Source organism: Cognatiyoonia sp. (assembly GCF_965661665.1).
GTDB lineage: Bacteria > Pseudomonadota > Alphaproteobacteria > Rhodobacterales > Rhodobacteraceae > Cognatiyoonia.
The window spans coordinates 88,885-115,709 of record NZ_CBFIEO010000008.1 but is presented as its reverse complement, the minus strand read 5'-3'; the positions used below and the strand labels follow the sequence as shown (position 1 = coordinate 115,709).

Here is a 26,825-nt window from a genome sequence, read left to right as displayed (position 1 = left end):
TATGGACGTTAGCTGTGCCGTTGCCTGATATCTTTCATCCAACTTTTCTATTTTCAGGACTAAAACCGAATGAGCATTTTGAAGTTTGCTTTCAATAAGGTCTTGCTGCGCCTGGGTGATCCGACCGCTACTATCAACTTCAGTCATAAACTCGATCGTACCGAATGCAGCAACCGCGTCAGTTAATCTAGCACAAGACGGGAGCTCAGAGCCAAGCTCTATCAGGTATTCAGACCTAATGAGATCCATTTGCCCGTCAGTGAGAGACTGGCTCGTATCAATGGCTGGCATCGCTACAACACTCAGCGTTGATGAAGCTGAAGTACACTCTTGTGATTGTGCTAAACTCAATGACATGCGTAAGGCGGCCTCTTCCACCGTGTCCGCATGCACAAAACCTGCGGGCAGCGTCATTGATATTGCGACGAAGAGCAGCGCTAATCTTGCACTCAGCATTCTCAACGGATTGTCTTCAGCTCGTCGGTCATAACAACGCCCCCAAAACACTTACTCCCAAAAACTTGTTATTCATCAGAGCGCTTCGATTGAAAGGCCTGTTCCAAAAGAGCTGAAGCGCAGACGGTCAATGTCAACGCCAAGGTCAAGCAGGAGCATCATGATACGCTCCTCTAGATCACCCAGATCCTTATTTGTTGTGACGGAGTAAATCCGCTGTGTGTTGTTCGACTTAATTAGTTCTATCTCGCGAACAACGCTTGCTTCCAACGCTCGCACTGTGCGCAAAACATCTGAGTTTTTCATCAAGTTGAATTCAAGAGTATAAACGCTCTCTAAAACACCATCGCCTGCAGCAATACCACCTGATGCTGAGCCAGTAATGTCACCAGCGTAAGCGCCGTCTTCAACAACAATATGAAGCTTCTGAGACAGCACAGCACCAAGCTCACGTGCCAACTCGCGAGACACTTCTCCAGCTTTTTCAACAACACACATATCATTACACATGCTTGCGTCCTTAGGGAGGGTCACCGTTTCAGGAGCAGAAACTTCAAAGGAAGACAAAGCTCTTAAAGATTTCAGATCGTAAATCTGACCACGAACACGGACAGTCAATTTACGGGTCATAGACATTTCTTGAATATTTGGAAAAATTGCGAAGATGACACCAAGTCGACTTCTTACTGTCGCGTCTGTCGTTTCATTCGCGATTGATAAGGTCTGGATCAACTCTTGTTTTGTCCGGTCGGTATTGTACGAAAACCCCAACCTAACAGCAATCATATCCTCATCGATCACTGTAATGTTTTCGCGGATAAGCGACTGCTGAAGCTCAGCAACAACTCGTGTGTAGATTTCGCTTGACCGACTGACTGCATTTCGGTCGCTATCTTCACCCAATACTACAACACGTATTGGCGCTTCATGCGCAAAGGATTGGCTGTTGAGCGCCAAAATCGCTGCGACTACTAAAATTGTATATCTGAACATATTGTATCTCCTTTCTGAAAAAGTATCGCGTTGAGACTTTTTTTCCAGAATTATTTCAGGAGTTCGACAGATGCCTGCTTCTTGCTTCCGTTGGTATCGAAATACAGCATAGTCTTGTTCAAATGCTTGTGGCGCTTGATTTCCATATTTGATCCTCCGTTTCCTTACTATAAGGGCTGACCACTTCAGTGGGGGAGGATCACAGCGGCATAGCCGCCTGAAAGTGGTCCACCAACTAGGATAATTTTGTCCCGCAAATTGCAGTATCGGCATGTGGACAGCTGGAAATCCCGATGAGTTTTAGGCGATAAGCAACACAACCGGTGGCGCATCCAGATTTTGATCGACTATGGCCTGACTGGATTTAAGCTATAGCCACCAAGGCAAGAAAACAAAAAGTGTATCCAAACCTGTATCCGCAATCCACAAATGTATTATTTTTTCTTTTAATTACAATTCATTACGGAATTATTTTGGCGCACCCGAGAGGATTCGAACCTCTGGCCTCTGCCTTCGGAGGGCAGCGCTCTATCCAGCTGAGCTACGGGTGCTTGCGATTGCTATAACTTGGCCGAACGCCCCCCGCAATGGGTTAAGAGAAAAGCTCGTGGCAAAGTTCAAGCGCGTCAATCAGCACATCCACTTCATCGATAGTGTTGTATATCGCAAATGACGCGCGACATGTCGCGGGAACCCCCATGTGATCCATCAATGGCATCGCGCAATGTGACCCTGCCCGCACCGCGACACCGCGTTTGTCGAGCACGGTGGAGATGTCATGCGCATGGGCAGCACCGTCCAAGGACAGGGAAAAGATAGCGCCTTTTGTGTCTGATGTGCCCTGCACCTGAAGCCAATTCAGCCCCGCGAATTTCTCAACTGCATAGTCCCGCAGTTTCGCTTCATGCGCGGCGATATTGTCCAGTCCAATGTCCATCATGTAATCGAGCGCCACGCCAAGCCCAATCGTTTGGACGATCCCAGGCGTCCCTGCTTCAAACTTCATCGGTGCGTCGTTGTAGTCAACTCCATCACGGCGGACGTCGCGGATCATATCACCGCCGCCAAGGAAGGGCTGCATTTCCGCCATCCGATCTGGTGCGACGTAGATCGCGCCCGACCCCGACGGACCATAAAGCTTGTGCCCCGTGATAGCATAGAAATCACAGTCCAAGTCCTGAACATCGACCGGCATGTGCACAGCCGCTTGCGATCCATCGACAAGCACGGGTACGCCCTTGGCATGTGCGCCCGTGGTGATGGTTTTGATATCGACCACTGTGCCCAACACATTGGACATATGCGTGACCGCAACCAATTTCGTCTTGGGGCCAATCGCATCAATCACAGCTTGGGGTTCCAGATCACCACGGGTGTCGACATCGACCCACTTCAAGACCACGCCTATACGTTCCCGCAGTAAATGCCACGGCACGATATTGGCGTGATGCTCCATAATCGACAAGACAATCTCATCACCCGCCTGAAAACGTGGCATCGCCCAACCATAGGCCACCATGTTGATGCCCTCGGTAGTGCCAGAATTGAAGATGATGCTATCCTCGGAAGCCGCATTCAGGAACCGCGCGATCTTGCCCCGCACGGACTCATATTTGTCGGTAGCAAGGTTGGACAGATAATGAAGCCCGCGATGCACGTTGGCGTATTCTTCCGCGTAGCCCTTCGTCACCGCGTCAATCACCGCCTGCGGCTTTTGAGCGGAGGCCCCATTGTCGAGATAAACAAGCGGTTTGCCATTCACCTCACGCGCCAGGATCGGAAAGTCGGCGCGGATTTTATCAACATCAAACATGGTCAGCTCACCGTCGCGGCAGAAACGCCAATCAAAGATAACATCACCGCAAGTCCGAGGCCGATCCCAACTACACAAAAGGCGAATGTGCCGAAGGCTTTGGCAAGGCTTTTGAAATCGTGCAGTACGTCAATGAATTGGAGCAGCACGTAGAACAAGTAAAATGCCCCGAAAAGGCTGATGAGACCACCAAACAACGGCGACACGATAGAGATGGCCAGCGTGATGATTTGAAGAAACACGGTCATGCCTTGGTGCCATGCGATCAGCATGATCGTCTCGGGAAAATGGCCCGTGCCGCCCATCATGCGCCCAGTGAAATATAGGACAAACACCAGCACCACTTGGCTTGTGCCAATCACGAGAGCGGCCAGAAACGGTATGCCCATCAGCGGGGCAAGCTCAGGCGAGGGTGGTGACACAAGACTGCTTACGGTGACGACCAAGGCCGACACGACAACCACAAGCGCCATGATCGACCAGAGGGTGCCTCGGTCTAGACGACGGGAGGTCAGTTCTTCCGCCACATCTCTGGGTTCGGAGAAGGACCGCAGCATCATGTTGTAAACAGTTGCGAAATCCGCGTTCATGTCCGCTTCTCAGCCTCCCAAAGGGATGGCACCAACATCCAAATGAAACCGGCCAACCAGATGGCACCAACTAGATTGGCTTCAACACCTGGACCAATCAAGCCCACAGTCAAACCATAGAGCAGCAAGGCAGGCGTCGATGCCAAGAAGACCCAAAAGAAGGCCAGCCGCGCGGTATAGAACGTACCACCACTACCGAAAATCTTGGCAAGGATATGGAGGACGGCCGCGATCGAATACATCAAGAGCGGTGCAAACATCATTAACCCGAAAAACGCATAGGATGCATCCCGCTGGAACTCACCCTGCCCTTGGATCACCTCATACTGAATGCCCGGAAGGCGGGAGATGAACACGACAAAGCAGGCCACCATAATGTAGGCAATCGCGCGGTCTTCGCGCACGCCATGCCGCAGTAATTCCCGCATCACTGTGCGCGGACGGATCCAAGACCGTGCAATGTCAGTGCTCACCGACATCCGGCTTAACACGCCAACCAGATTTCGAGACGGTCGCGGATTGCCTCAGACAGACCTTCATCCTCGATCTCCTCCAAGGCTTCCGCCAAAAACGCGAGCGTCAGCAAGCTGATCGCATCGGCATGCCGCACACCGCGAGATCGCAGATAGAACAACGCCATCTCATCAATCGCACCAGAAGTGGAGCCGTGCGAACACGCCACATCATCCGCGTAAATTTCAAGCTCTGGCTTGGCGAGGAACTGACTGTCATCTTCCAAAAGGAGCGATTGGCTGATTTGGTAGCCATCTGTTTTTTGCGCACCTTCTTTCACAAGGATCTTGCCTTGGAAGACACCCGTTGCGCCGTTGCGCAGCACCTTTTTGAACACCTGTCGGCTTTCGCAATTCACCGCGTCATGGGTGATGAAGACAGTATCGTCATGGTGAAAGTCGCGACCATCGCCAACACAGGCACCGGCCACATGGGCTACAGCGTTGTCACCGACGATATCAATGACACATTCATTACGGGTCAGTGTGCCATTTGCGGTGAGCGTGAAGGATTTGAATGTCGCCTCCGATGCAACCCGCGCAAAACAATGCGTTGTGACCGCGCGATCGTGGTCGCGGCCTTGGGTGCGGACATGGTGGAAGGCGGCACTATCAGCCACGTCAACCTCCAAGACCGTGTTCACCCGGGCCCCCGCAGTACCTGTTTCAAGAACAGTAAGATCTGCATCTGCATCGATCTTGACGACGTGATGAATCATCGCGTCCGCGACACCGGTTGTTTGCCGGTATTCAATAAGAACGGGCTTTGAGACCTTGCCCGTCGCACGGATCACCATGCCTTCTGTGGCTGAGGCTATGTTTAGCGCCGCGAGCGGCCGATCAACAGGCGTCTGACCTTTGGACTCGAGCGCGCCAAAAACGTCCCGCGCCCAATGAATGTCCGCTGTCAAAGCAGACCCAAGTGTTTCAATTTCCATCCCGTCAGCAGCCGGTGCATCCGATGCATCCGCGTCAAACGCGCCATCCACGAAAACAATTCGAAGCGCGTCCGTCGCACCAAAGACCGCCTCGGCATCGGCTGCGTCGTTCACCGTTGCGGCATCAACAGACGTCAAAGCCGCAGGGTTCGTATACTTCCAATACTCATCCCGACGTGTCGGCAGACCCATAGCCCGCACACGCGCCACAGCTGCGGAGCGTGCCTCAGTTGCCCAGCTTGCCCCGTTCGGCACGGTAAGACAGTTAAGACGCGCGTCTGTGAGGTCCGCCTTTGCATGTGCCAATACCATCACGCAACCTCCGACAGGATGTCACCATAGCCGTTATTTTCGACCTCAAGGGCCAATTCAGGACCGCCAGTTTTGACGATCTTGCCGTCAGCCATGATGTGCACGAAATCCGGTTTGATGTGATCGAGCAGGCGCTGATAATGCGTGATGACCAAGAAGGACCGTCCTTCTGAGCGCAGGGCGTTCACACCTTCGGACACAAGTTTCATCGCGTCCACATCAAGGCCAGAGTCGGTTTCGTCCAAAACACACATCTTGGGCTCAAGCATCGCCATTTGTAGGATTTCATTGCGCTTCTTTTCACCGCCAGAGAAGCCGACGTTCACCGGACGCTTCAACATGTCGGCGTCGATTTTTAGCGTTTTGGCTTTGGCACGGACTTCTTTGAGGAAATCACCCGCGCTCAACTCTTCCTCCCCGCGTGCTTTGCGCTGAGCATTCACAGCGGTGCGGAGGAACGTCATGTTGCCAACACCGGGGATCTCAACGGGATATTGAAATGCAAGGAAGAGACCCGCCGCAGCACGCTCTTCCGGCTCCATCTCCAACAGGTCTTCGCCATCAAGCAGCGCTTTGCCCCCCGCGACTTCGTACCCGTCCTTGCCAGACAAAACATAAGACAGCGTGGACTTTCCAGAGCCGTTCGGCCCCATGATAGCGTGAATCTCTCCCGGCGCGATCGTCAGATCAACACCCTTCAGGATCGTCTTTTCCTCTTTTTCAAGGTCGACGCATAACTGTTTGATTTGAAGCATTTTGAAGTCCTTCTTGCCCATCAAGGGCAGTCACGATTGTTGTGTTCCAAACGCGAAAGGCGCCGTGCGCACCAGGCGCCGACGCAATTGTCGCTGAAATTTCTATTAGGCTTAGAGTTGGTAGACCGCTCCGCCGTTTACGTAGATCGACATCGGGACGGTCAACTGCTGGACCTGACCGATATAGTCGCTGCTGAAGACTTGCGCGACCTGCTCCAGCACCATCCAAACGATGTTGTGCATGCCCACGGCCAAGACTGCGACGCCCGCCAATTGCGCTGCAATGTGGCGCAGGGATTTGTGCATGATCACGCCGCCGATCACGAAGGCCGCCATCAGCGCCAGCCCTGTGTACATCGCAAGGATGAATGACGGACCGCTGTCGAGTTCGGATATACCCGCAACCTCGATCCGCACGTAGCGTGCACCGATGAGGCACAGCGCGCCAAGGCTCAGTGACATCAACAACCCCATCATGCCCGCTTTTTGCGGACGAATACGGTTGTTTGTTCGGATAAGCTGACGCGACACTCTTTTCGGAATAACCATCCCGGTTTCCGGGTATTTGAAGCTGTTGTTGCGCGGATTGTTGATCCGCTTCACACGCGCGTTGTACTGGTCGAGCTGTTGGGTCATTTTCACACATCACATCACTAATCATGACCTGAAATAGCCAGTCATTCGGGCGACACTTGGACCGAGTAAGGGCCAGTGTTCGTCCAAAATGAGTGGATTCAAGGCCAATATTTGACATGATTTGCAAGTTTTGGATCACCCAACTGACCCTTCAAGCGAAATAGCGACCAAAGCCTGCGCTTCCATCGCAAACTCCATCGGCAGCGCCTGCAAGACATCCTTGCAGAAGCCGTTGACGACCAAAGCGACGGCCTCTTCCTCGTCCATACCGCGCGAGCGGCAGTAGAACAGCTGATCGTCGTCCACTTTGGACGTTGTCGCCTCATGCTCCACGCGGGAGGAGTTATTCTTCACCTCGATATATGGCACCGTATGCGCCCCGCATTTGTCGCCGATCAGCAGAGAGTCACATTGCGTATAATTCCGGCTGTCCTTGGCTTTCGGATGCATCGACACAAGCCCGCGGTATGTGTTCTGTGCCTTGCCCGCGCTGATGCCTTTAGACACGATGCGCGACTTGGTGTTTTTGCCCAAATGCACCATCTTCGTGCCAGTGTCGGCCTGCTGGTAATTGTTAGCGATGGCGATTGAGTAGAACTCACCTTGGCTGTCATCCCCGCGCAAAATGCAGCTTGGGTATTTCCACGTCACGGCAGAGCCGGTTTCAACCTGCGTCCACATCACCTTGGACCGATCACCGCGGCAATCGGCACGCTTTGTGACAAAGTTGTAGATGCCGCCGTTCCCGTTCTCATCACCGGGGAACCAGTTCTGAACGGTGGAGTATTTCACTTCTGCATCTTCTTCGACAATGATTTCAACGACAGCCGCGTGTAGCTGCGCGGTGTCGCGCTTAGGTGCGGTGCATCCTTCGAGATAAGAGACATAAGAGCCTTTGTCGGCAATAATCAGGGTGCGTTCGAACTGACCCGTATTTTCGGCATTGATGCGGAAATAGGTTGAGAGTTCCATCGGGCAACGCACACCGGGCGGCACGTATACAAACGAGCCGTCAGAGAAGACCGCGCTGTTGAGCGTTGCATAGAAGTTGTCAGACGGCGGCACGACGGTGCCTAGGTATTTCTTCACGAGCTCAGGATGCTTCTCGATCGCCTCGGAGATAGAGCAGAAGATGACACCTGCTTTTTCAAGCTCTTTCTGGAATGTCGTGCCAACGGAGACGGAGTCAAAGACTGCGTCCACAGCAACCTTGCGACCTTCGGCGGGCGCATCCTCCGCACCTTCGACACCGGCAAGGATCATCTGCTCTTTCAGCGGGATGCCGAGCTTTTCGTAGGTCGCCAAGAGCTTTGGATCGACCTCGTCCAAAGACTTCGGCTTTTCTTCCATGCTCTTTGGACGCGCATAATAATAGATGTCTTGGAAATCGATCTCTGGATAATCCACCATCGCCCATGTCGGCTCTTCCATTTTCTCCCAACGCTCGAAAGCTTGAAGACGCCAATCCGTCATCCATTGCGGTTCGTCATTTTTGGAAGAGATGAGCTTCACGATATCGGGAGACACGCCTTTCGGGGCGTATTCCATCTCGATCTCAGTTTCCCAGCCGTATTTATAAGTTCCGGACAGTTCGGCAACGGCATCAACCGTTTCCTGATCAACGCCGTCCTTGACCTCTACTTGATCCAAAGCCGTCATTTTGTGACCTCTCTGACGCGCATCATGCAGCGCGCCGACCTAAACGTTTCTTGGTCCACGCTTCAGCGAAGCGCAAAACATCTTTTTCGGAGGTGTCGACCCCCAACGATACGCGCAGCGCAGAGCTCGCCATATCGTCATCGTATCCAAGCGCCTGCAACACGCGGCTCGCCTTGACTTTGCCGCTGGAACACGCTGACCCCGCTGATACCGCAAATCCCGCCAAGTCCATCGCCATGACCTGCGTTTCACCCTTCCAATCGGGGGCGATAAAGCAGGAGGTATTCGGCAGCCGCTCGCGCTCTTTCCCTATGAAAATAGCATTGGGCGCAGCATCCTCAATGGCCTTTTCTAGAATATTTCTAAGTTTCGCAACCCGGTCCATCGCGCCATCAGCCAAATCCTTGACAGCGGCGGTGATCGCCGCACCAAGTCCGGCCAATCCAACAACATTTTCCGTGCCAGACCGCCGTCCCATTTCCTGCCCACCGCCGGTTAATCTGGCCTGCAAATCATAACCCTGAGGAATGATGATCGCGCCTGTCCCCTTCGGCCCGCCAAACTTGTGTCCGGCGAGGAACATTATCTCGACACCCGCCCAGCTGTAGGACAACGGCAGCTTGCCGACCGCTTGCGTGACGTCAGACACGGCAAGCCCTTCGGGCAGCTTTTGGATAATCCCAGTTTCGGAGTTTGCGAGCTGAACGACAGACGCGTCGGGATCGTCAACAACGACGCAGCCATCAACGACCGGAAGCGTAGCATCAACCCACCCCAAGACCGCTTCATGCTCCAACCCGCTAGCCTTCAGACCACGCCCCGCCAGCGCAAGCGCCGCGGCTTCCGTCGCGCCGGAGACAAAGACGATATCCGCAGTCCCTGCGCCCATCGCTTCCGCGACCTGAGCACGGGCTTTCTCAACAATGGCCTTCGCCGCGCGTCCTTCGGCGTGAACAGAAGACGGGTTGCCGACAACATCCATCGCGTCACGCATCGCGGCCTTTGCCTCAGCCCGAAGCGGCGTGGTGGCATTGTGGTCAAGGTAGACACGCTTGTTCATTCGTCGACCACCTCAAAGAGTGCTGGTACAGCAGGACACGGTGCGAGTCCGTTGCCCACAACATCGGACAACCGCGCCTGATGCAAAAACACATAGACGTGCGCCGAGAGACCTTCCCAAAGGCGATTGGTCAACGACTGCGCCTGACTGCCAGACGCTGCGCCAGAGGCTCCTGCCCCCTTATGCATCGCGCTGACGGTTTCATCGACGGCGCCAAAAATTTCTGACACCCTGATCTCAGAAGACGGGCGCGCCAGACGATACCCTCCACCGGGCCCACGCACGGATACGACCAGCTCCGCCCGACGTAGCTTCACAAAAAGCTGTTCAAGATACGCAAGGGAGATGTCCTGCCGCTTTGAGATTTCCGTGAGATTGGTGAGCGCACTTTCAGGCTGAAGCGCAAGATCGGCGAGCGCGACCATTGCATAGCGGCCTTTCGTGCTTAATTTCATGACGACACCCCCACCCGAAGCTCAATTTTATTGACGTTACCCCGTCACCTGATTAGGTCAGGTTAACCGTGTCCGGCAGCCAATGCTCGGATTTAGAATGTTTCTAAATTACCCTACTCTTTTTGTCAAGATAGGATCACTGATAATGGATCGAAATGCCTGAAGTCATCTTTCCTGGCCCAGAGGGTCGCCTCGAAGGTCGCTACCACCCCCAAAAAGACCGCGACGCCCCAATCGCTATCATCCTTCATCCCCATCCGCAGTTTGGCGGCACGATGAACAACCGCGTGGTGTATAACCTGCACTATGCTTTTCATGAGATGGGCTTCACCTGCTTGCGGTTTAACTTCCGTGGCGTGGGCCGCAGCCAAGGTGAATATGACCAAGGTGTGGGTGAGCTGTCTGATGCAGCCTCTGCGCTCGACTATCTACAGTCGATGAACTCCAACTCCAAGCATTGCTGGGTTGCAGGATTCTCCTTTGGCGCTTGGATCGGCATGCAGCTTTTGATGCGCCGGCCAGAAATTACGGGCTTCATCTCCGTCTCACCGCCAGCCAACATGTATGACTTCAGCTTCTTGGCACCCTGCCCGTCCTCCGGTCTGATCATCAACGGGTCAAACGACCGGGTGGCCCCGCCCGCGGACACTGTTACGCTCGTTAACAAGCTGCATGAGCAAAAAGGCATCACCATCACGCATGAAGAGATGGAAGGCGCGGGTCACTTTTTTGAGGACCCACACATGGATCCGATGATTGACCATGTGCAAACCTATGTGCGCCGCCGCCTGACGGAGACGACCCGCTAATGAGCTTTATTGACGATTTGGGTTTGCGCCTTGCGGATGAGGCATTGGCTCAAGCAGCTGCCTCCGGCGACGAAAAGCTCGTCGATCGCATCGCGGTTATGCTTGGTGCGTCATCGCAGTCAATGGAAGAGGCGTTCTTGACGGATATTCGCGTTAGGCGCGCTGAAACGCGCGCGCGGGAGATGATTGCTGAATCAAAAGCAAAACGCGCGGGCAAAGACGACGCTGCCGCAGAATAGCGCCATTTATGAGCAACCGACTTGAACGCCAATTGAATTTTCTGATTGAAGTCGACAAGCTCAAAACAGTCACACGCGGAACAACCCTGAACGACGGCAGCCGCCGCGAGAATTCAGCCGAACACAGCTGGCATATCGCGCTTTACGCTTTGACGATGGCGGAGCATGCCGAAAGGCCCGTACGCGTTGAACGAGTGATCAAAATGCTCTTGCTGCATGACGTTGTTGAGATTGATGCAGGCGACAACCCCATCCACGGCAATCACGATCCGGTTGAGATGGAACAGTTGGAGCAGGCCGCAGCAGATCGAATCTTCGGCCTTCTGCCCGCTGACCAGCGGGATGATTATCGCAGCCTGTGGGAAGAATTTGAAGCCGCGGAAAGTGACGACGCGATCTTTGCCAAATCCCTCGACCGCGTGCAGCCTGTTGTCGCCAATCTCGAGTCTGGCGGCGGTAGTTGGCACGAGTATCAAGTGACGCACGAACAGATCGAACGTCGCGTTGGTGTGAAAGTACGGCGTGGTTTTCCCAAGATTTGGAGCCTGTTGAAGGCGCGCATTGATGACTGGTTTGAAACAGAACATCGCTAATCGATACGATTATTTCACATATTTAACCAATAGGGCGCCAATTCTGGACATAATGCTGTGTGATTGTTTCTCATGAGAGCACGTTTTTTGTGTTCATTGTAATGAGGAAGAAAGGGTATGTATCATGGCCAAGTCCAAACCAACACCCGTTAAACCGATGCCATCCGCGGGCGATAAGAAACCTTCACCACCGAAGCCCAAGCCGATCTTTACGGATTTCGCAAGCATCGTACGCCGCCTTGAGTGGTCCAAGTTTTTCACACTGGCACGTCGCACGCTGGCTAGTTATCCTGCGGCATGACCGAACTGATCTCTATTAGAAACATCGGACCGACCTTTGCCGATGCGCTTACGGCCGTCGGGATCAAGACGGCGGAAGAGCTTCGTGCGCTCGGTGCAGATGTGGCCTATTGTAAACTGCTGGAAGGCGGCACGAAACCACACTTCATAGGTTACTACGTTCTTCATATGGCCCTACAGGGTCGCCCTTGGAACGACTGCAAGGGCGAGGAGAAGAAGAAGCTGCGCAAAAGATTTGATACGCTGAAGGCAAAGCATTTTGATCAAGACCAATCAGAGTTTGAAAGGATCCTTGATCAAATCGGTGTGGTGGCTTCAAAAAGGCTGACCCCAGAACTAAAGGGCGCTCCCGCCGAGGAACACCCTTTCAATTTATCTGCCCTATAAGGGGCGTGACTTTTTAAAAACTTAATCAATCGAACATTGATTGACCGGCAACTCTCACAGCGCGCGTAACATCAATTTTGCGCGGTGGTCCCAAACCGTCGGAATACTCTTCAAAAACCAACCAGCAACTGTTTAACAACCGTTGGCGTGGACTTAGACAAAATGCGTGAGACCAACAATGGTCTATTGGGACAGGTGGAGGCCTTTTTGTTGAAACAGACTGTTTCGAGTGTGAAGTCGGCACCATCGAATCGGAAAGGCGCCTCTTCAGAGACGCCTTTGAATTCTCGTTCGATATTTGGGGCAACCAATATAGCAAGCTATAAACTAACTGCCGACCGCCAAAGCGTGGGTACTGATCACTTCCCAATAATGATCCAACGTGGATCGCACAAACTCGAGAACCGAAACCGACTCATTTACCTAAGAACTCATATGCCAGCCGAACTACCGTATAGGTTGCTGCAGACCAAATGGTCAGGTTATCCAGTTTTTTCGGACCAGTTCGTATTCTGATTGGGAAAGACACTCAAACGTCGTTCGTACAAATGCTGCTTAACCCGTTATATTAAAAGATTAATCATCTTTAGAAACAAAAAGACGGCCGCGCCCGCATTGAGCCACGCGACCGTCAAATAGCTTAACAGACTGTTAAATTAGCCAACCAGCTCAAGACCGGAGAAGAAGAAAGCAATCTCTTCTGCGGCTGTTTCTGGTGCATCGGAACCGTGAACGGAGTTTTCACCAACGGACAGCGCAAACTCTTGGCGGATGGTGCCGTCGGCTGCGTCTGCTGGGTTTGTGGCGCCCATAACTTCGCGGTTTTTGGCAATCGCATCTTCGCCTTCAAGAACCTGAACCACAATTGGCTCAGAAATCATGAATTCGCAAAGCTCGTCAAAGAACGGACGCTCTTTGTGAACGCCATAAAAGTGCTGCGCCTGTGCCAGTGTCAGTTGAATACGCTTGGACGCTACTATGCGCAGACCAGCCTCTTCAAACTTGGCAATGATTTGACCAGTCAGGTTCCGCTTTGTTGCGTCTGGTTTGATGATCGAAAACGTGCGTTGGATAGCCATGTGAGTTCCTTTGGATGTGGGCGATTTGGCTCGAAATCTGATATGGCCGCGCACTAGCATGGGTCCCGCGCTATGGGAAGCGCTAACATCTGCTGGATTGACGCCCCTTGAGAGTTAAGGCACTGCGCATTCATGCTTCGCTTGACCGACATCACCTATTCCATCGAAGGCCGCACGCTGGTCGAGAACGCCTCCGTCGTAATCGCCACAGGGCATAAGGTCGGCCTGGTCGGACGGAACGGGACCGGCAAGACCACCCTTTTCCGCGTGATCCGTGGGGAGATGGTTTTAGACACAGGCGATGTCGATATCCCCAAAGGGTGGAAAATCGGCGGCGTGAGCCAAGAGGTGCCTGGGAATGAGGTGTCCCTTATCGACACAGTTCTAGCTGCAGATGTTGAGCGTGCTGATCTGCTGACAGAGGCGGAAACCGCGACCGATCCGGCGCGGATCGCCGATATACAGACCCGCTTGAGCGACATCAACGCGTGGTCGGCAGAAGCGCGGGCGTCATCGATCTTGAAGGGGCTGGGGTTCCCCGACGCCGAACAAAAGATGCCTTGTTCCGCCTTTTCTGGCGGCTGGCGGATGCGCGTTGCCCTTGCAGCTGTCTTGTTCTCTGAACCCGACCTATTGCTGCTGGACGAGCCGACCAACTATCTGGACCTTGAAGGCGCGCTCTGGCTGGAAAGCTACCTTGTTCGCTATCCCCACACCGTCTTGATTGTCAGCCATGACCGGGAGCTTTTGAACCGGTCCGTTGATGGCATCCTGCATTTGGAGGACAAGGGCCTTACTTTCTACAACGGCCCCTACGACCAGTTCGCACGTCAAAGGGCTGAAAAACGCGCCCTTCTTGCAGCGCAAGCCAAGAAGCAGGCCGACAAACGCGCCCATATGCAAGCCTTCGTGGATCGGTTCAAAGCGAAAGCCTCCAAAGCCAAGCAAGCGCAGTCGCGCGTCAAAATGCTGGAGAAGATGGAGACAATCCGCGCCCCAGAAGACGCCGCCCGCACGGTCTTTACCTTCCCAGAGCCAGAAGAACTGTCCCCACCCATCATCGCAACCGAAGGTGTTGGTGTCGGGTACGAGGATAAAATCGTTCTCGACAAGTTGAACCTGCGGATTGACCAAGACGATCGGATCGCGCTGCTGGGTCGCAATGGCGAAGGCAAATCCACCTTATCCAAGCTGTTATCTGGTCGGTTGGATGCCAAACATGGGCAGATGACGTCATCCAAGAAACTACGCATTGGGTTTTTCGCCCAGCATCAGGTGGATGAACTCCATATCGAAGAGACGCCACTCGAACACTTGCGTCGTGAGCGCCCCGATGAGCAAGAGGCCAAACTGCGCGCACGGTTGGCCGGATTTGGTCTTGGCGCGGATCAGGCAGAAACGGACGTTGGACGGCTCTCCGGTGGGCAAAAAGCGCGGTTGTCGCTCCTGCTGGCCACCCTGCCCGCGCCGCATCTGCTGATCTTGGACGAACCGACCAACCACCTCGACATCGAAAGCAGGGAGGCGCTGGTCGAAGCACTGACCAAGTACGCCGGCGCGGTGATCCTCGTCAGCCACGATATGCACTTGCTGAGCATGGTCGCGGACCGACTCTGGCTAGTCAAAGACGGGCGCGTCGCCCCTTACGACGACGACCTACCCGCCTATCGCAAGATGTTGCTGAGTTCCGAAAAGGACATCGCAAAGGCCGCGGCCAAACCGAAAAAACCTAAGCCGTCCCGTGATGTCATGCTCGCCCTCAAAGCGGACGTGCGCAAATGTGAAGAACGCGTGAACAAGATCAACGACATGCGCGACAAGCTTGCGACCAAACTGGCCGACCCGGCGCTATACGAGGATAGCCGGATTGGTGAGCTGGAAACTTGGAACAAAAAATACGCTGAAGTTATGGAAGCTGTTGACCGCGCCGAAGCGCTCTGGATGACTGCGCTTGAGAAACTGGAAGACGCGGAAGCACGATGACAACAATCCCTGAATTGATCGCGGCCTTTACCGCGCTTTTTGTCGTCATTGACCCCATCGGAATGGCCCCGCTGTTCATTGCCATGACGCCTGGGCTTTCAGCGAAGGAGAGGCGTGGCATTGCTTTGCGCGCCTGTTCCGTCGCCGTCGGCATCTTGATTGTTTTTGCGCTCTTTGGCGAACAACTTCTTGGCTTTATTGGCATTTCCATGCCCGCCTTCCAGATCGCCGGGGGGGTACTGCTGTTCTTGACCGCGCTTGACATGTTGTTCGAACGCCGTCAGGCACGGCGGCAGGATACGTCAGATGAATCAACCGCCATCGTGCACGACCCATCCGTTTTCCCGCTGGCGATCCCGCTGATTGCTGGGCCCGGTGCGATTGCGACGATCATCCTGCTCGCTGGTCAATCGGAGGGTGTCGCCGGATTTGGCGCAACGATTGGTGTGATGTTGGCTGTGGTTATGCTGGTCTTCATCCTCTTCAACATAGCCAACCCGATTGAGCGGCTTTTGGGCAAAACAGGCATCAATGTGGTCACACGACTTCTAGGCATGTTGCTGGCCGCACTCTCCGTACAGTTCATCTTGGACGGATTGCAGGGTTTTGGTCTGACGGACTAACCCCTATATCAAAGTCATGACTGGTGATCAGATTGCAAACTTGGCCTTTCTTGGCCTGCTCGGCGCTGCCATTACAGGCAGCTATATCGTCGCGAACCGAGGCCAGATGGGAAAGGTCGCGCAGCAAGCCATGATCTGGGGCCTCATCTTTGTGGGCGTCATCGCGGCCGTGGGCATGTGGGGTGACATTCGGTCCACAGTCGCCCCCCAACAGCAGTTTGTCGGGGCTGATGAGGTGGTCGTCCCACGAGACAACAACGGCCATTACCACCTAACGCTCGCGATCAATGACCGACCGGTTGATTTCATCGTTGATACAGGCGCCTCACAAGTGGTTCTAAGCCGAGAGGATGCCGCAAAGATTGGTATTGATTTGGCCGATCTTCGATATTTTGGCAGCGCCCAAACCGCCAATGGCATCGTGCGCACAGCGCCGATCATCCTAGACACGGTGGAACTAGGTGGCGTCGTCGACGCCAATGTCCGCGCTGTGGTGAATGGTGGCGATATGGATGGGTCGCTTTTGGGGATGACCTATCTCAACGGATTTGAAAGCATTGAGATCCGAGGTGGCGAATTGGTTTTGCGGAGGTAGGTGATGCCACGACTGATCGTATTGGCGGTTTTCCTAGGCACAGTGGCCTGTGCGCCCAAAACGTTACCCGAAGACTTCAATCCTGAGTTTGTGTTCTAGGTCGCGCTTTCGGCCTTTTTCGTCCAGCGCCCACCTTCTTGCGCCCAATACTGCGCAGCGCAACCATTTTCAGTCAGTCTTTTCCACTGCCCGCGCGCGTGGTTCAACGCCACCTCATCATGGCCGTCGAAAAGGATACACGTCCGCTCGGACAAGCCCACTTCACTAGAAGAGACGTCCGCGCCCCCAACGCTCATGATGCAGTCAAAACCATCCGCTGCGATGTCCGTGCCCAGCAGAATCGGCTGCGCACTGTCAGCGTCGCCACCAGCCATCGCGTGAGGTAGGAAACTGTCCACATCTGCAGTCCACAGCACCTCGTCCAACCGCTCCAATAGCGGTGCTTCCGCCCCGCGGATCAAAATGCGCCAACCCGCCTCCCGCGCTTTGTTCAAAAGCATCGGCAGAGTGTTTTCGAGCGGAGTGTCGGTCAGGTGGTAAAAGTAGACAGCGCCCATCTAACCCTCGAAGTGATCGGCTATCAGCCGGTTCAGCGTGAGCACGCCCCAGCCGGTACAACCAGCGGGCGCCATTGGCGTTTCCGATTTCGTCAAAGCCACGCCCGCGATGTCCAGATGACACCACGGCACGTCTTCTTTGACGAAGCGGTTGAGGAACTCTGCCGCCACATTCGCCCCACCCTGACGCCCGCCAACATTCTTGACATCTGCTATCCGTGACTTCAGCCCTTTGGCATAAGCCTCCCCAAGTGGCATGCGCCACGCGCCCTCGCCTTCTTGCTCTGCTGCTTTCAAAAGCTTGGCGGCGAATGGATCTGAATTGGCATAGACCCCGCATTTGTCATGGCCGAGCGCCACAATGATCGCGCCTGTCAATGTCGCCAGATTGATCATTGCAGAAGGCTTAAAGCGGTCTTGCGCGTACCAAAAAACGTCTGCCAGAACCAAACGCCCTTCGGCATCGGTGTTGATGACCTCAATCGTGTCGCCCTTCATGGACGTCACCACATCGCCGGGGCGGGTTGCTTCGCCGGAGGGCATGTTTTCAACCAAGCCGACCAGCCCAACAACGTTTGCTTTGGCCTTTCGCATAGCAAGGCTGCGCATCACACCGGCAACAACCCCCGCGCCGCCCATATCTACCGTCATTTCCTCCATGCCACCAGCGGTCTTGAGGCTGATGCCGCCCGTATCAAAGACAACACCCTTGCCGATCAAAGCAAAGGGCGGTTCTTTCCCGCCACCATTCCATTGCATGACAACTACCTTGGACGGGCTCTTGGACCCTTGCCCAACACAAAGCAATGCCCCCATGCCCAGTTTCTCAAGATCGCTTTCGTCAAGCACTTCCACCTTGAGGCCAAGGTCAGACATAGATGAAAGACGGTTCGCAAACTCTTCTGTTGTCAACACATTTGCAGGTTCACTTGTCAGATCGCGGGTCATGAACACGCCACTGACAATCGCATCAATTGCAACCTTTGCGTCCGCCAATGCCTCTGGCTTTGAGACCTGAATCGTCACATCACCAACTGCTTTCGGGTCCGTTGTTTTGTGCGTCTCGAACGCATAGGCCCTGAGCGCAAGGCCTTGGGCCAACTCCTCAACCTGGTTCAAGCCACCGGCAAAGATCGTCATGGCCTGCGGTCCATGAGATTTTGCCAAAGCCGCGCCAGCTTTGCGCACGACGAGCGGTTTGGCGTTCCGCGCCAGTTTCACAACCAACACGCCGTTGGCAGCGACACCTGCAGGAAACGCGAGTGGAGATACGGTGCCTTCGGGCGCCCCCTCAAACGCTTCGCTTTCTACAAACCGACTGATCGCCCTATGACACGCGCTGTTCACGCGGCGCGCGCCCGCGTCCATGCGCCCCTCTGCATCGACAAAAACGACCAAAACACCTTCCAAGTCTTTGACGTTGCTCAGGTCCGTCTCAGCAAATGAGATATTGATCGGGTCGGTCATATGGGGCGCTCCAAAAGGCTCTTTGAGCAATACGTAGCCCGCGCACTCAAAGATGACCAGATTGCGGTTTTGTCCCCGCCTTCATTCGTCTATTCTGATGGGGAACAAACACCTTGGGGAAAGTGATTTGGCACGGTTTGACGGATATATGCTGTCGCAACTGACGATGCTGTTTGGCTTTTTCAGTCTGATCCTGATCCTTGTTTATTGGATCAACCGCGCGGTCCGCTTGTTCGACCAACTCATCGCGGACGGGCAAAGCGCTGTTGTCTTCCTTGAATTCACCGCCCTGTCGCTGCCAGGTTTGGTGCGATTGGTCCTCCCCCTCGCCGCATTTGCAGCTGCGGTCTATGTGACGAACCGCATGTCATCCGAAAGCGAATTGGTCGTTGTCCAGTCCACGGGATACTCCCCGTGGCGGCTGGCGTGGCCTGTTTTCTTGTTCGGCTTGCTGGTGGCCATCCTGATGACGTTACTGATGCACGTTCTTGTTCCGCTCTCAACTTCACGCCTGAACGATCGAACGGCAGAACTGGCAGAAAACGCCACGGCGCGATTGCTGACCGAGGGACAGTTTATGGAGCCTGCGGACGGCATCACAGTCTATATTGCGGAGATCACGCCTGCTGGCGAACTTAGGAATGTGTTCTTATCCGATCTGAGGGACCCAAATCGTCAGATCACCTATACAGCTTCCCGAGCTTATTTGGTGCGCGACGCAACAGAGACCCAGTTGGTCATGATAGACGGGCTCGCCCAAACATTCGTCGCCAGTTCCGACCAGCTTTTTGCGACCTCCTTTGAGGATTTCACCTACAACATCGGCGCCCTTCTGACCGGCACGAAATCGGACAGGCGCCAGTACCGCGAACTTCTCACTACAGAATTATTGGCTGCGACGCCAGACGTGGTTGCAGAGACCCGTCAAAGCCGCGCGCAATTGATTGCAGAAGCGCACAATCGCATTTCCCAATCTTTGCTGGGTCTTATCGGCGCTTTGCTGGGCTTTTCTGCCTTGCTGGTGGGGGGATACAGCCGGTTTGGGGTTTGGCGGCAAATCCTGTTTGCGATCTTTCTGATCGTCATCATCAAAGGCGTTGAGACTGTCGGCCTAAGTGCCGCGCGCCAATCCGAAGCACATTGGCTTGCGGTCTATTATGCCAACTTTGTCGGCTTGACCATCGTCGTGGGATTGCTTTGGATCAGCGCGCGCCCTGACCTCCTAAAAAAACGCAGGGTGGCTGCGTAATGAGGTTGGATCGCTATTTTGCGCTGCGATTCTTGGGTACATTCGCAGCCGTATTTTCGATTTTCGTTCTCATTTTGGGTTTTGTGGGGATTGTCGATCAGCTTCGGATATTCTCCGGCACGCCTGCGACCTTTGCAGAGGTGGTCGCGCTGACGGCGTTGAGCCTGCCTGAAGGGCTCTATGGTATCATGCCGTTGATCATGATTATTGCGACCATCGCGCTATTCTTGGCACTCGCGCGATCGTCGGAGATGGTCGTGACCCGGGCTGCGGGTCGTGGCGCACTGAGGGCGATGGTGCCGACGCTTCTGGTCGCGCTCGCAATTGGCATATTGGCTGTTGCGATACTCAATCCCATCGTCGCGGCCACGTCCCGCCAATACGAGGCGCGCGGCGATGCGCTCAAGGGATCAAGCAGTGTGCTCACACTGGGTGAGTCCGGCCTATGGCTCCGTCAAGGCAGCGATGAAAGCCAAACCGTCATCAGGGCAGAAAAAGCCACGCTCAACGGGACAGTTTTGAGTGGCGTTACGTTCATCACCTTCTCGGAAGCACGGCTTCCAACACGACGTATTTCTGCCGACCGCGCCGAACTCGTAGAAGGCGCTTGGCAACTCGACCGCGCGAAAAGCTGGCCGCTGGTGCGCGGGATAATCCCCGAGGCGCAAGCAACCACACATGAAACACTGAGCGTACCATCGACCCTGACCGCCGAACAAATCCGCCATAGCTTTGGCACGCCATCGTCGATTCCAATTTGGGATTTACCGGCTTTCATCGACCGATTAGAGCAGGTCGGATTCTCCGCAACCCGACATCAGGTTTGGTTCCAAATGGAGCTCGCGCAGCCCGTGTTTTTGGTGTCGATGGTGCTGATCGGGGCGACATTCACGATCCGCCACCAGCGTGGTGGACGCACGGGTCTTATGGTACTCTTTGCCATTCTTTTGAGTTTCAGTATCTCTTTTTTGAGGAACTTTGCACAGGTTCTGGGCGAGAACAGCCAAATCCCCATCGCTCTTGCGGCTTGGGCCCCACCACTGGCGGCAATTGGGCTTTCCATGGGTCTTTTGCTGCATAACGAGGACGGCTGATGCGGTTCGTCCTTTGTTTTATAGTATGCTTGTTCCCGACACTCAGCATAGCGCAACAGTTGGCGACGCTTGTTGCTGACACTGTTGTTTTGGAGGACCAACAGCGATTGATCGCGACCGGGAATGTTGAGGTTTTCTTTGAGGAAACGGCCTTAACAGCGCGCAAAATTGTCTTCTACGCCGAGCAAGACCGGCTGGAGATCACGGGCCCGCTGATGTTGCGTGGCCCCGATCAAGCCGTGTTAATCGCGGATCGCGCCTCGCTCGACCCAAAGCTCCAGAACGGCTTATTGCGAGCGGCGCGGCTGGTCCTCGACCAACAGCTTCAACTCGCCGCCAACCAAATCGATCGCGTCGATGGCCGATATTCCCAGCTTTACAAAACGGCCGTCACCTCATGCCCGGTCTGCGGCGACACAGCGCCATTATGGTCGATCCGTGCCGAACGTGCGATCCATGACGAGGTTGAGCGCCAAATCTATTTTGAGAACGCACAGTTTTTGGTGCGCGATGTCCCCCTAATCTGGCTTCCGCGACTGCGGCTGCCGGACCCAACGCTCGACCGCGCGACGGGGTTTCTGATCCCAAAAATCCGAACGACCGACCAACTGAGCACAGGAATCAAGATCCCCTATTTCATCGCCTTGGGCGATCACCGCGACCTGACCTTAACGCCGTATCTCTCAAGTGAGACAACCACGCTGGAGACACGCTATCGCCAAGCCTTTGTTTCAGGTGATATTGAGGTCAACCTTGCGGGAAGTCGCGACAGGCTTCGCCCCGGAGAGTTGCGGTATTATCTCTTTGCAGATGGATCGTTCGACCTGCCGTCGGACTATGAATTGAAGTTTGACATCGAAACCGTGTCAGACCCAGCCTACCTTCTTGATTACGGGTATTCTGGAAGAGACCGCATCGACAGCGCGATCGAAATCAGCCGCATCACCGAGGATACGTTCACCCGCGGTGCCATCACGTATTTTGAAACACTTCGCGATGACGAAACCAATGATACCTTGCCCCCGCTTGTTGCGGATTTGTCTTTCGAAGGCGTGCTGCAACCAAAGCTGGGCGGATCGTTGGATTGGAAGTTAAACGCAGACGCTTTGGTGCGCCCCGAACACGGTGATGGTGCGATTGCACGCGACGTGGCCCGCATCGGGGCAGAGTTGGAATGGAGCACGCGGATCCTGACCGACGCCGGTTTCGTGGTCACAGCATCAACAGGCACCGTCCTTGATTCCTATCTCACAGAGGGTGACAGCGCGTTGGAGCCGTCATTTGGCCGCATAGTGCCTAACGCCTCTGCGACGCTCGCATTCCCGCTGGTCCGCAGCAGGTCTACCGCAACTCACATTCTTGAACCAACCTTGGCCGCATCTTGGTCCAAACATATTGGAATCCGCCCACCGAACGAAGATGCGAGCCGACCCGAGTTGGATCAAGGAAACCTCTTTTGGCCCGATCAATTTCCTGGTGAGGACGTTGTCGCCGAAGGGTTCAGGGGAGCCCTCGGCGTGACGTGGACCCGTCACGGGAGGGACGACACGACAAGCAGGCTGACGTTTGGACGGGTGTATCAAGATACGCCAAGTTCCGCATTCACATCAAGTTCGGGTTTGGGCAGCAGCGCATCTGACTGGCTCGTCGCGGGTGAGTTTGCGTTACACCAAGGGTTTAGGTTCAACGGCCGCGCCCTGCTGTCAGAAACGTTGCGCCCCACACTCGCCACCGGAAAAGTCGATTGGACGACGAAGTGGCTTTCGCTTTCCGCAAGCTATATTTGGCAAGAGGCCGACGACGATCTGGGCACCGATACACTGTCAGAATGGTCTTTAGACACTGCATATCAGGTCACGGATGCATGGAAGCTCAGCTTTGACACGCGATATGACATTATTGTCGACCGACCTGCCCGCGCAGGGATCGGGATCGAATGGCACAATGAATGTATCACAGTCGATCTTTCGGTCTCGCGTCGGTTCACGTCTTCGACTACTGTAGAACCATCCACCGATTATGGATTGTCGGTTGCATTAAATGGGTTCTCCACGAATCGCAGTGCAGCCCGGCGCTCCACAAGGTGCACAAACTGAAGAGCAGATAGGACGAAACATGCGTCTCACTTTCGTTTTTGCAGTTTTGGCAGGCCTTTGGCTGCCAATGATCGCAGCCGCACAGGGCACATTTTCACCCGTGATCACGGTGAACGACAAAGCAATCACAGGGTACGAACTTGATCAGCGGATAAGGTTGCTGACCTTGTTCCGCACACCCGGCAATCTTCTTGAAGTTGCCCGCGAACAACTGATCGATGACCGACTAAAACAACAGACTCTTGAGGGCGTTGGGGCGAGTTTGGTCGGCGATGCGCTGGAAACTGAGATGGAATCCTTTACAGCGCGTGCGAACCTTGAGCTCGACCAATTCCTGACTGTCTTACAACAAAACGGCATCGAACGCGCCACGTTGGAAGAATTCGTACAGACAGGTGTTTTGTGGCGCGACTATGTGCGGCGCCGCTTCGACAGTCGTGCGCAGATCACAGATGCCGAGGTAGATCGCGCAATCGGACAATTAGGTGGCGGCACCCAAGGGATCGAAGTGCTTTTGTCCGAAATCATCATTCCAGCACCACCCCCAGAAGCAGCGCAAGCTTTAGCGCAGGCGGAACAAATCGCACGTTTGACCAGCACGTCCGCTTTTTCAGCTCAGGCGCGCGAAGTCTCTGCCCTGCCAAGCCGCAACAACGGTGGGCGGCTCGGTTGGTTGCCGATTTCGAATTACCCGCCACAACTACGCCCTGTTCTTTTGGCGCTTGATCTCGGTGAAGTGACCGCGCCCATCCAAATTCCAAACGGCATCGCCCTTTTCCAGATGCGCGGCATCCGTGAGGTCGCGGCCGGAGCCAGCGCCCCGACGGCCATTGAATACGCCGCCTATTATGTTGCGTCCCCTCAAGAGGCTCAGGCAGTTGCAGAGCGCGTTGATACCTGTGACGATCTATATGGGGAGGCCAAGGGCCAACCGGCAGAAGTATTGGAACGGGACACCTTGCCCATCGCAGACATCCCGCAAGACGTTGTGCTGGAATTAGCCCGTTTGGATGCGGGAGAGGTTTCCACCACTCTGACACGATCAGAGGGGCAAACATCGGTTGTTCTGATGCTGTGCAACCGCCAATTCGGTGAAAGCGAACCGGCAGATCGGGACCAGATCCGCAGTCAGTTGCGCAGTCGGCGCTTGTCGGGTTTGGCCGACGGTCTCATCGCCGATCTGCGCGCAGCCGCCACGATTAATGGCTAACTCACAAACCATCGTCATTAGTTGCGGTGAGCCTGCTGGCATTGGCCCCGAGATCACGGTCGCGGCATGGCAGGTCGTCAAACACGATACCCCTGTCATGTGGATCGGTGATCCTGCACATCTGCCGGAGGGCACGCCGTGGACGCCCGTGACATCAGGGGAAGAGGCCGCGCAGGTTTGCGAAAGTCACCTGCCCGTTTTGAAACTTGATTTCGGAACGCCGCGCGTTGCTGGCACACCAGATGCACGTCACGCGAAAGGTATCATTCAGTCGATTGAACTGGCTGTGGAGCAGGTCCAATCCGGCGCCTGTGCCGCACTTTGCACAGCACCCATCCACAAAGCGGCGCTGCAAGACGGTGCTGACTTCCCATACCCCGGCCACACCGAATTTCTGGCCGCACTCACGGGTCCGGATGAAGTTGTGATGATGCTGGCCTGTGACGCGCTGCGCGTGGTGCCCGTGACAATCCACATCCCAATTGCCGAGGTGCCGGAAAAACTGACGACGGCCAAGCTCACAGATACGATCCTCATTACCCACGCCGCGCTTAAGCGAGACTTTGGCGTGCAAAACCCACGCATTGCAGTGGCAGGGCTGAACCCTCATGCGGGGGAAGACGGCAAGATGGGGACGGAAGAGATCGACATGATCATCCCCGTATTGAACGCTTTGCGGTCAGAGGGTTTGAACATCGCGGGCCCGATGTCAGCCGACACGATGTTCCACGCCGGCGCGCGCGAGGGTTATGATGTGGCGGTCTGTATGTACCACGATCAAGCGCTCATCCCCATTAAGACATTGGACTTCTCAGGCGGGGTGAACGTCACGCTTGGTCTCCCGTTTGTCCGCACCTCCCCCGATCACGGCACCGCCTTTGATATCGCGGGTAAGTGCAAAGCGAATGCCACCTCCATGATCGCGGCTGTCCGTATGGCGGCGCAAATGGCGGGGGCGCGGTCCTAGTGCCAACGATCGACAACCTGCCACCGCTGCGCGAGGTAATTGAGACGCATGGCATCGCTGCTAAGAAATCGCTCGGTCAGAACTTCCTCCTAGACCTCAACCTGACCGCCAAAATCGCGCGTTTGGCGGGGGATCTTTCCAGCTCTGACATTCTGGAAGTTGGACCAGGACCGGGCGGGCTGACCCGTGGGCTTTTGGCTGAAGGTGCGCGGAAGGTTTTGGCCATCGAGAAAGACAGCCGCTGCATGAGCGCACTGGCAGAGATAGAAGCCGCCTACCCTGGCAAACTGACTGTTCTGAATGCCGATGCACTTGAGCTTGACCCGACAGCCCACCTGACGCACCCTATCAAGGTCGCGGCAAATCTGCCCTACAACGTTGGTACAGAACTGCTGGTCCGCTGGCTCACACCGCAAGAATGGCCCCCTTTCTGGGAAAGTCTGACCCTGATGTTCCAGCGGGAGGTGGCGCAACGGATCGTCGCCCAACCAGGTTCCAAAGCCTATGGGCGGTTGGCAATCTTGTCTCAATGGCGTGCAGACCCGCGGATCGTGCTCGACCTTTCGCCGGAGGCATTTACCCCAGCGCCCAAGGTCAGCTCCGCCGTTGTGCACCTAAAGGCTCTGCCTCAACCAAGGTTCGAAGCGGACCCAGATGTTTTGAACAAGGTTGTGGCGGCTGGCTTCAATCAACGCCGTAAGATGCTGCGTTCAGCCCTGAAGGCTTTGGCACCTGATATCGACGACAGGATTCTGGCAGCAGGCATCAAGCCGACCGAACGCGCAGAACAAGTGCCCATTGAAGGGTTTTGCGCCCTGGCGCGCGAATTGGCCCAATAAGGTCTCGTGCGGTTTTACTCAGTCGCCTCCGGCGCAGACCCCTCATTCGACGCTGCTGATTAATCTGCATTCTCAACCGGATTGTTGCGCGGCTTGCGCTGGTGCGGTCTGCGCTATTTCGGCTGTGCTTCGGGTGTATTAACCAAACCATTGTCGCCCGCATCGGACACATCTGGCTGATCCTGTGATGCAGGATCGTTGGACGCGGCTTCTTGCGCCTTCAAGCGTCCTGCCCGCTCACGATCACGCTCCGCTTGGCGTTCGCGATTGGCGGCTTCTTGCTCTTCCCGCTTCGCTTCCACTTCGCGCTGCGCTTCGGCCAGCATCCGCAGATAGTGTTCGGCGTGCTGCGCAAAGTTTTCCGCATTCACTCGGTCGCCGGACAACTGCGCGTCGCGGTGCAGCTGATTGTATTTGTCAATGATCTGCTGCGGCGTACCGCGCACCTTCCCGTCTGGGCCAGAGCTGTCGAACACCCGATTGATGATGTTTCCGCCGGAAGGACGGTTGTTGCGGTTCTTGTTGCGGGACCGTGATTTAGAAGATCTCATGAAGTTAC

29 protein-coding genes and 1 tRNA gene are annotated in these 26,825 nt (G+C 55.0%); 14 read left to right on the top strand and 16 right to left on the bottom strand.

Features of this window, described 5'->3' with window-relative positions:
• The 12 genes from ACTF5F_RS07300 to ACTF5F_RS07245 all read right to left on the bottom strand — a co-directional run.
• On the bottom strand, positions 1 to 414 hold a 414-nt coding region (locus ACTF5F_RS07300), incomplete at its 3' end, for a hypothetical protein (RefSeq protein ID WP_438956216.1).
• 117 nt (positions 415 to 531) lie between these two features.
• Positions 532 to 1,449, bottom strand: a complete 918-nt coding sequence (locus tag ACTF5F_RS07295) for a hypothetical protein (RefSeq protein WP_438956215.1) — start codon at positions 1,447 to 1,449, stop codon at positions 532 to 534.
• A gap of 474 nt (positions 1,450 to 1,923) precedes the next feature.
• Positions 1,924 to 2,000: transfer RNA gene (locus tag ACTF5F_RS07290), tRNA-Arg, on the bottom strand.
• 41 nt (positions 2,001 to 2,041) lie between these two features.
• Entirely contained in the window at positions 2,042 to 3,262 is a 1,221-nt protein-coding gene (locus ACTF5F_RS07285) for a cysteine desulfurase (RefSeq protein ID WP_438956214.1), read from the bottom strand.
• Between the two features lie 2 nt (positions 3,263 to 3,264).
• A complete protein-coding gene (locus tag ACTF5F_RS07280; protein ID WP_438956213.1) occupies positions 3,265 to 3,852 on the bottom strand; it encodes a YIP1 family protein in 588 nt (195 codons plus the stop codon).
• Positions 3,849 to 4,325, bottom strand: coding sequence for a hypothetical protein (locus tag ACTF5F_RS07275; RefSeq protein WP_438956212.1), 477 nt, complete (start codon positions 4,323 to 4,325; stop codon positions 3,849 to 3,851). The genes ACTF5F_RS07280 and ACTF5F_RS07275 overlap by 4 nt, the downstream gene beginning before the upstream one ends.
• 11 nt (positions 4,326 to 4,336) lie before the next feature.
• Entirely contained in the window at positions 4,337 to 5,614 is a 1,278-nt protein-coding gene (locus tag ACTF5F_RS07270) for a SufB/SufD family protein (RefSeq protein WP_438956211.1), read from the bottom strand.
• On the bottom strand, positions 5,614 to 6,369 hold the full coding sequence (gene sufC / locus ACTF5F_RS07265; RefSeq protein WP_438956210.1) for a Fe-S cluster assembly ATPase SufC: 756 nt from the start codon (positions 6,367 to 6,369) through the stop codon (positions 5,614 to 5,616). The genes ACTF5F_RS07270 and sufC overlap by 1 nt, the downstream gene beginning before the upstream one ends.
• Before the next feature lie 111 nt (positions 6,370 to 6,480).
• Positions 6,481 to 7,005 (bottom strand): hypothetical protein, encoded by a 525-nt coding sequence (locus ACTF5F_RS07260; protein WP_438956209.1) that lies wholly within the window; start codon positions 7,003 to 7,005, stop codon positions 6,481 to 6,483.
• A gap of 135 nt (positions 7,006 to 7,140) precedes the next feature.
• Positions 7,141 to 8,664: a Fe-S cluster assembly protein SufB gene (sufB, locus tag ACTF5F_RS07255; protein ID WP_438956208.1), complete on the bottom strand. Its 1,524-nt coding sequence runs from the start codon at positions 8,662 to 8,664 to the stop codon at positions 7,141 to 7,143.
• A gap of 22 nt (positions 8,665 to 8,686) precedes the next feature.
• The gene (locus tag ACTF5F_RS07250) at positions 8,687 to 9,724 is read right to left on the bottom strand and encodes a cysteine desulfurase family protein (protein ID WP_438956207.1); all 1,038 of its coding nucleotides are present in this window, start codon (positions 9,722 to 9,724) and stop codon (positions 8,687 to 8,689) included.
• The gene (locus ACTF5F_RS07245) at positions 9,721 to 10,179 is read right to left on the bottom strand and encodes an Rrf2 family transcriptional regulator (RefSeq protein WP_438956206.1); all 459 of its coding nucleotides are present in this window, start codon (positions 10,177 to 10,179) and stop codon (positions 9,721 to 9,723) included. The genes ACTF5F_RS07250 and ACTF5F_RS07245 overlap by 4 nt, the downstream gene beginning before the upstream one ends.
• Before the next feature lie 155 nt (positions 10,180 to 10,334).
• On the opposite strand from ACTF5F_RS07245, the gene ACTF5F_RS07240 reads away from it, so the two are divergent.
• From ACTF5F_RS07240 to ACTF5F_RS07220, 5 genes are all read left to right on the top strand, one after another.
• Positions 10,335 to 10,988, top strand: a complete 654-nt coding sequence (locus ACTF5F_RS07240; RefSeq protein WP_438956205.1) for an alpha/beta hydrolase — start codon at positions 10,335 to 10,337, stop codon at positions 10,986 to 10,988.
• Positions 10,988 to 11,227, top strand: coding sequence for a hypothetical protein (locus tag ACTF5F_RS07235; protein ID WP_438956204.1), 240 nt, complete (start codon positions 10,988 to 10,990; stop codon positions 11,225 to 11,227). Before ACTF5F_RS07240 ends, ACTF5F_RS07235 begins: the two co-directional genes overlap by 1 nt.
• A gap of 8 nt (positions 11,228 to 11,235) precedes the next feature.
• A complete protein-coding gene (locus tag ACTF5F_RS07230; RefSeq protein ID WP_438956203.1) occupies positions 11,236 to 11,820 on the top strand; it encodes an HD domain-containing protein in 585 nt (194 codons plus the stop codon).
• 124 nt (positions 11,821 to 11,944) lie between these two features.
• Positions 11,945 to 12,121: a hypothetical protein gene (locus ACTF5F_RS07225; RefSeq protein ID WP_438956202.1), complete on the top strand. Its 177-nt coding sequence runs from the start codon at positions 11,945 to 11,947 to the stop codon at positions 12,119 to 12,121.
• Entirely contained in the window at positions 12,118 to 12,507 is a 390-nt protein-coding gene (locus tag ACTF5F_RS07220) for a TfoX/Sxy family protein (RefSeq protein ID WP_438956201.1), read from the top strand. Before ACTF5F_RS07225 ends, ACTF5F_RS07220 begins: the two co-directional genes overlap by 4 nt.
• A gap of 656 nt (positions 12,508 to 13,163) precedes the next feature.
• Here the strand turns inward: ACTF5F_RS07220 and ndk are convergent.
• Positions 13,164 to 13,586 carry a nucleoside-diphosphate kinase gene (gene ndk, locus ACTF5F_RS07215; protein WP_438956200.1) on the bottom strand — a complete coding sequence of 141 codons (423 nt, stop codon included), beginning with the start codon at positions 13,584 to 13,586 and terminating at the stop codon, positions 13,164 to 13,166.
• A 132-nt stretch (positions 13,587 to 13,718) separates the two neighbouring features.
• Between ndk and ACTF5F_RS07210 the strand changes: the two genes are divergently transcribed.
• From ACTF5F_RS07210 to ACTF5F_RS07200, 3 genes are read left to right on the top strand one after another with little or no spacing between them, the layout of a single operon-like run.
• On the top strand, positions 13,719 to 15,569 hold the full coding sequence (locus tag ACTF5F_RS07210) for an ABC-F family ATP-binding cassette domain-containing protein (protein ID WP_438956199.1): 1,851 nt from the start codon (positions 13,719 to 13,721) through the stop codon (positions 15,567 to 15,569).
• Positions 15,566 to 16,192 carry a MarC family protein gene (locus tag ACTF5F_RS07205; protein WP_438956198.1) on the top strand — a complete coding sequence of 209 codons (627 nt, stop codon included), beginning with the start codon at positions 15,566 to 15,568 and terminating at the stop codon, positions 16,190 to 16,192. The genes ACTF5F_RS07210 and ACTF5F_RS07205 overlap by 4 nt, the downstream gene beginning before the upstream one ends.
• 16 nt (positions 16,193 to 16,208) lie before the next feature.
• Complete coding sequence (locus ACTF5F_RS07200; RefSeq protein ID WP_438956197.1) at positions 16,209 to 16,787, top strand: retropepsin-like aspartic protease family protein; 579 nt, start codon at positions 16,209 to 16,211, stop codon at positions 16,785 to 16,787.
• A 95-nt stretch (positions 16,788 to 16,882) separates the two neighbouring features.
• On the opposite strand, the gene ACTF5F_RS07195 is transcribed toward ACTF5F_RS07200, so the two are convergent.
• Positions 16,883 to 17,344, bottom strand: a complete 462-nt coding sequence (locus tag ACTF5F_RS07195; RefSeq protein ID WP_438956196.1) for a DNA polymerase III subunit chi — start codon at positions 17,342 to 17,344, stop codon at positions 16,883 to 16,885.
• Positions 17,345 to 18,811: a leucyl aminopeptidase gene (locus ACTF5F_RS07190; protein ID WP_438956195.1), complete on the bottom strand. Its 1,467-nt coding sequence runs from the start codon at positions 18,809 to 18,811 to the stop codon at positions 17,345 to 17,347.
• A 127-nt stretch (positions 18,812 to 18,938) separates the two neighbouring features.
• On the opposite strand from ACTF5F_RS07190, the gene lptF reads away from it, so the two are divergent.
• Genes lptF through rsmA form a run of 6 tightly spaced genes read left to right on the top strand, consistent with a single transcriptional unit; the run spans position 18,939 to position 26,266 of the window.
• Positions 18,939 to 20,060, top strand: coding sequence for an LPS export ABC transporter permease LptF (gene lptF, locus ACTF5F_RS07185; protein WP_438956194.1), 1,122 nt, complete (start codon positions 18,939 to 18,941; stop codon positions 20,058 to 20,060).
• Complete coding sequence (gene lptG / locus ACTF5F_RS07180; RefSeq protein ID WP_438956193.1) at positions 20,060 to 21,154, top strand: LPS export ABC transporter permease LptG; 1,095 nt, start codon at positions 20,060 to 20,062, stop codon at positions 21,152 to 21,154. Before lptF ends, lptG begins: the two co-directional genes overlap by 1 nt.
• 59 nt (positions 21,155 to 21,213) lie before the next feature.
• Positions 21,214 to 23,250: an LPS-assembly protein LptD gene (locus ACTF5F_RS07175; protein ID WP_438956192.1), complete on the top strand. Its 2,037-nt coding sequence runs from the start codon at positions 21,214 to 21,216 to the stop codon at positions 23,248 to 23,250.
• Between the two features lie 19 nt (positions 23,251 to 23,269).
• Complete coding sequence (locus tag ACTF5F_RS07170; protein ID WP_438956191.1) at positions 23,270 to 24,460, top strand: peptidylprolyl isomerase; 1,191 nt, start codon at positions 23,270 to 23,272, stop codon at positions 24,458 to 24,460.
• The gene (gene pdxA / locus ACTF5F_RS07165; RefSeq protein ID WP_438956190.1) at positions 24,453 to 25,427 is read left to right on the top strand and encodes a 4-hydroxythreonine-4-phosphate dehydrogenase PdxA; all 975 of its coding nucleotides are present in this window, start codon (positions 24,453 to 24,455) and stop codon (positions 25,425 to 25,427) included. The genes ACTF5F_RS07170 and pdxA overlap by 8 nt, the downstream gene beginning before the upstream one ends.
• Entirely contained in the window at positions 25,427 to 26,266 is an 840-nt protein-coding gene (gene rsmA / locus ACTF5F_RS07160) for a 16S rRNA (adenine(1518)-N(6)/adenine(1519)-N(6))-dimethyltransferase RsmA (protein ID WP_438956189.1), read from the top strand. The genes pdxA and rsmA overlap by 1 nt, the downstream gene beginning before the upstream one ends.
• 113 nt (positions 26,267 to 26,379) lie before the next feature.
• Here the strand turns inward: rsmA and ACTF5F_RS07155 are convergent, their stop codons facing one another.
• Positions 26,380 to 26,817: a DUF4167 domain-containing protein gene (locus ACTF5F_RS07155; protein WP_438956188.1), complete on the bottom strand. Its 438-nt coding sequence runs from the start codon at positions 26,815 to 26,817 to the stop codon at positions 26,380 to 26,382.
• Positions 26,818 to 26,825: the final 8 nt, after the last annotated feature.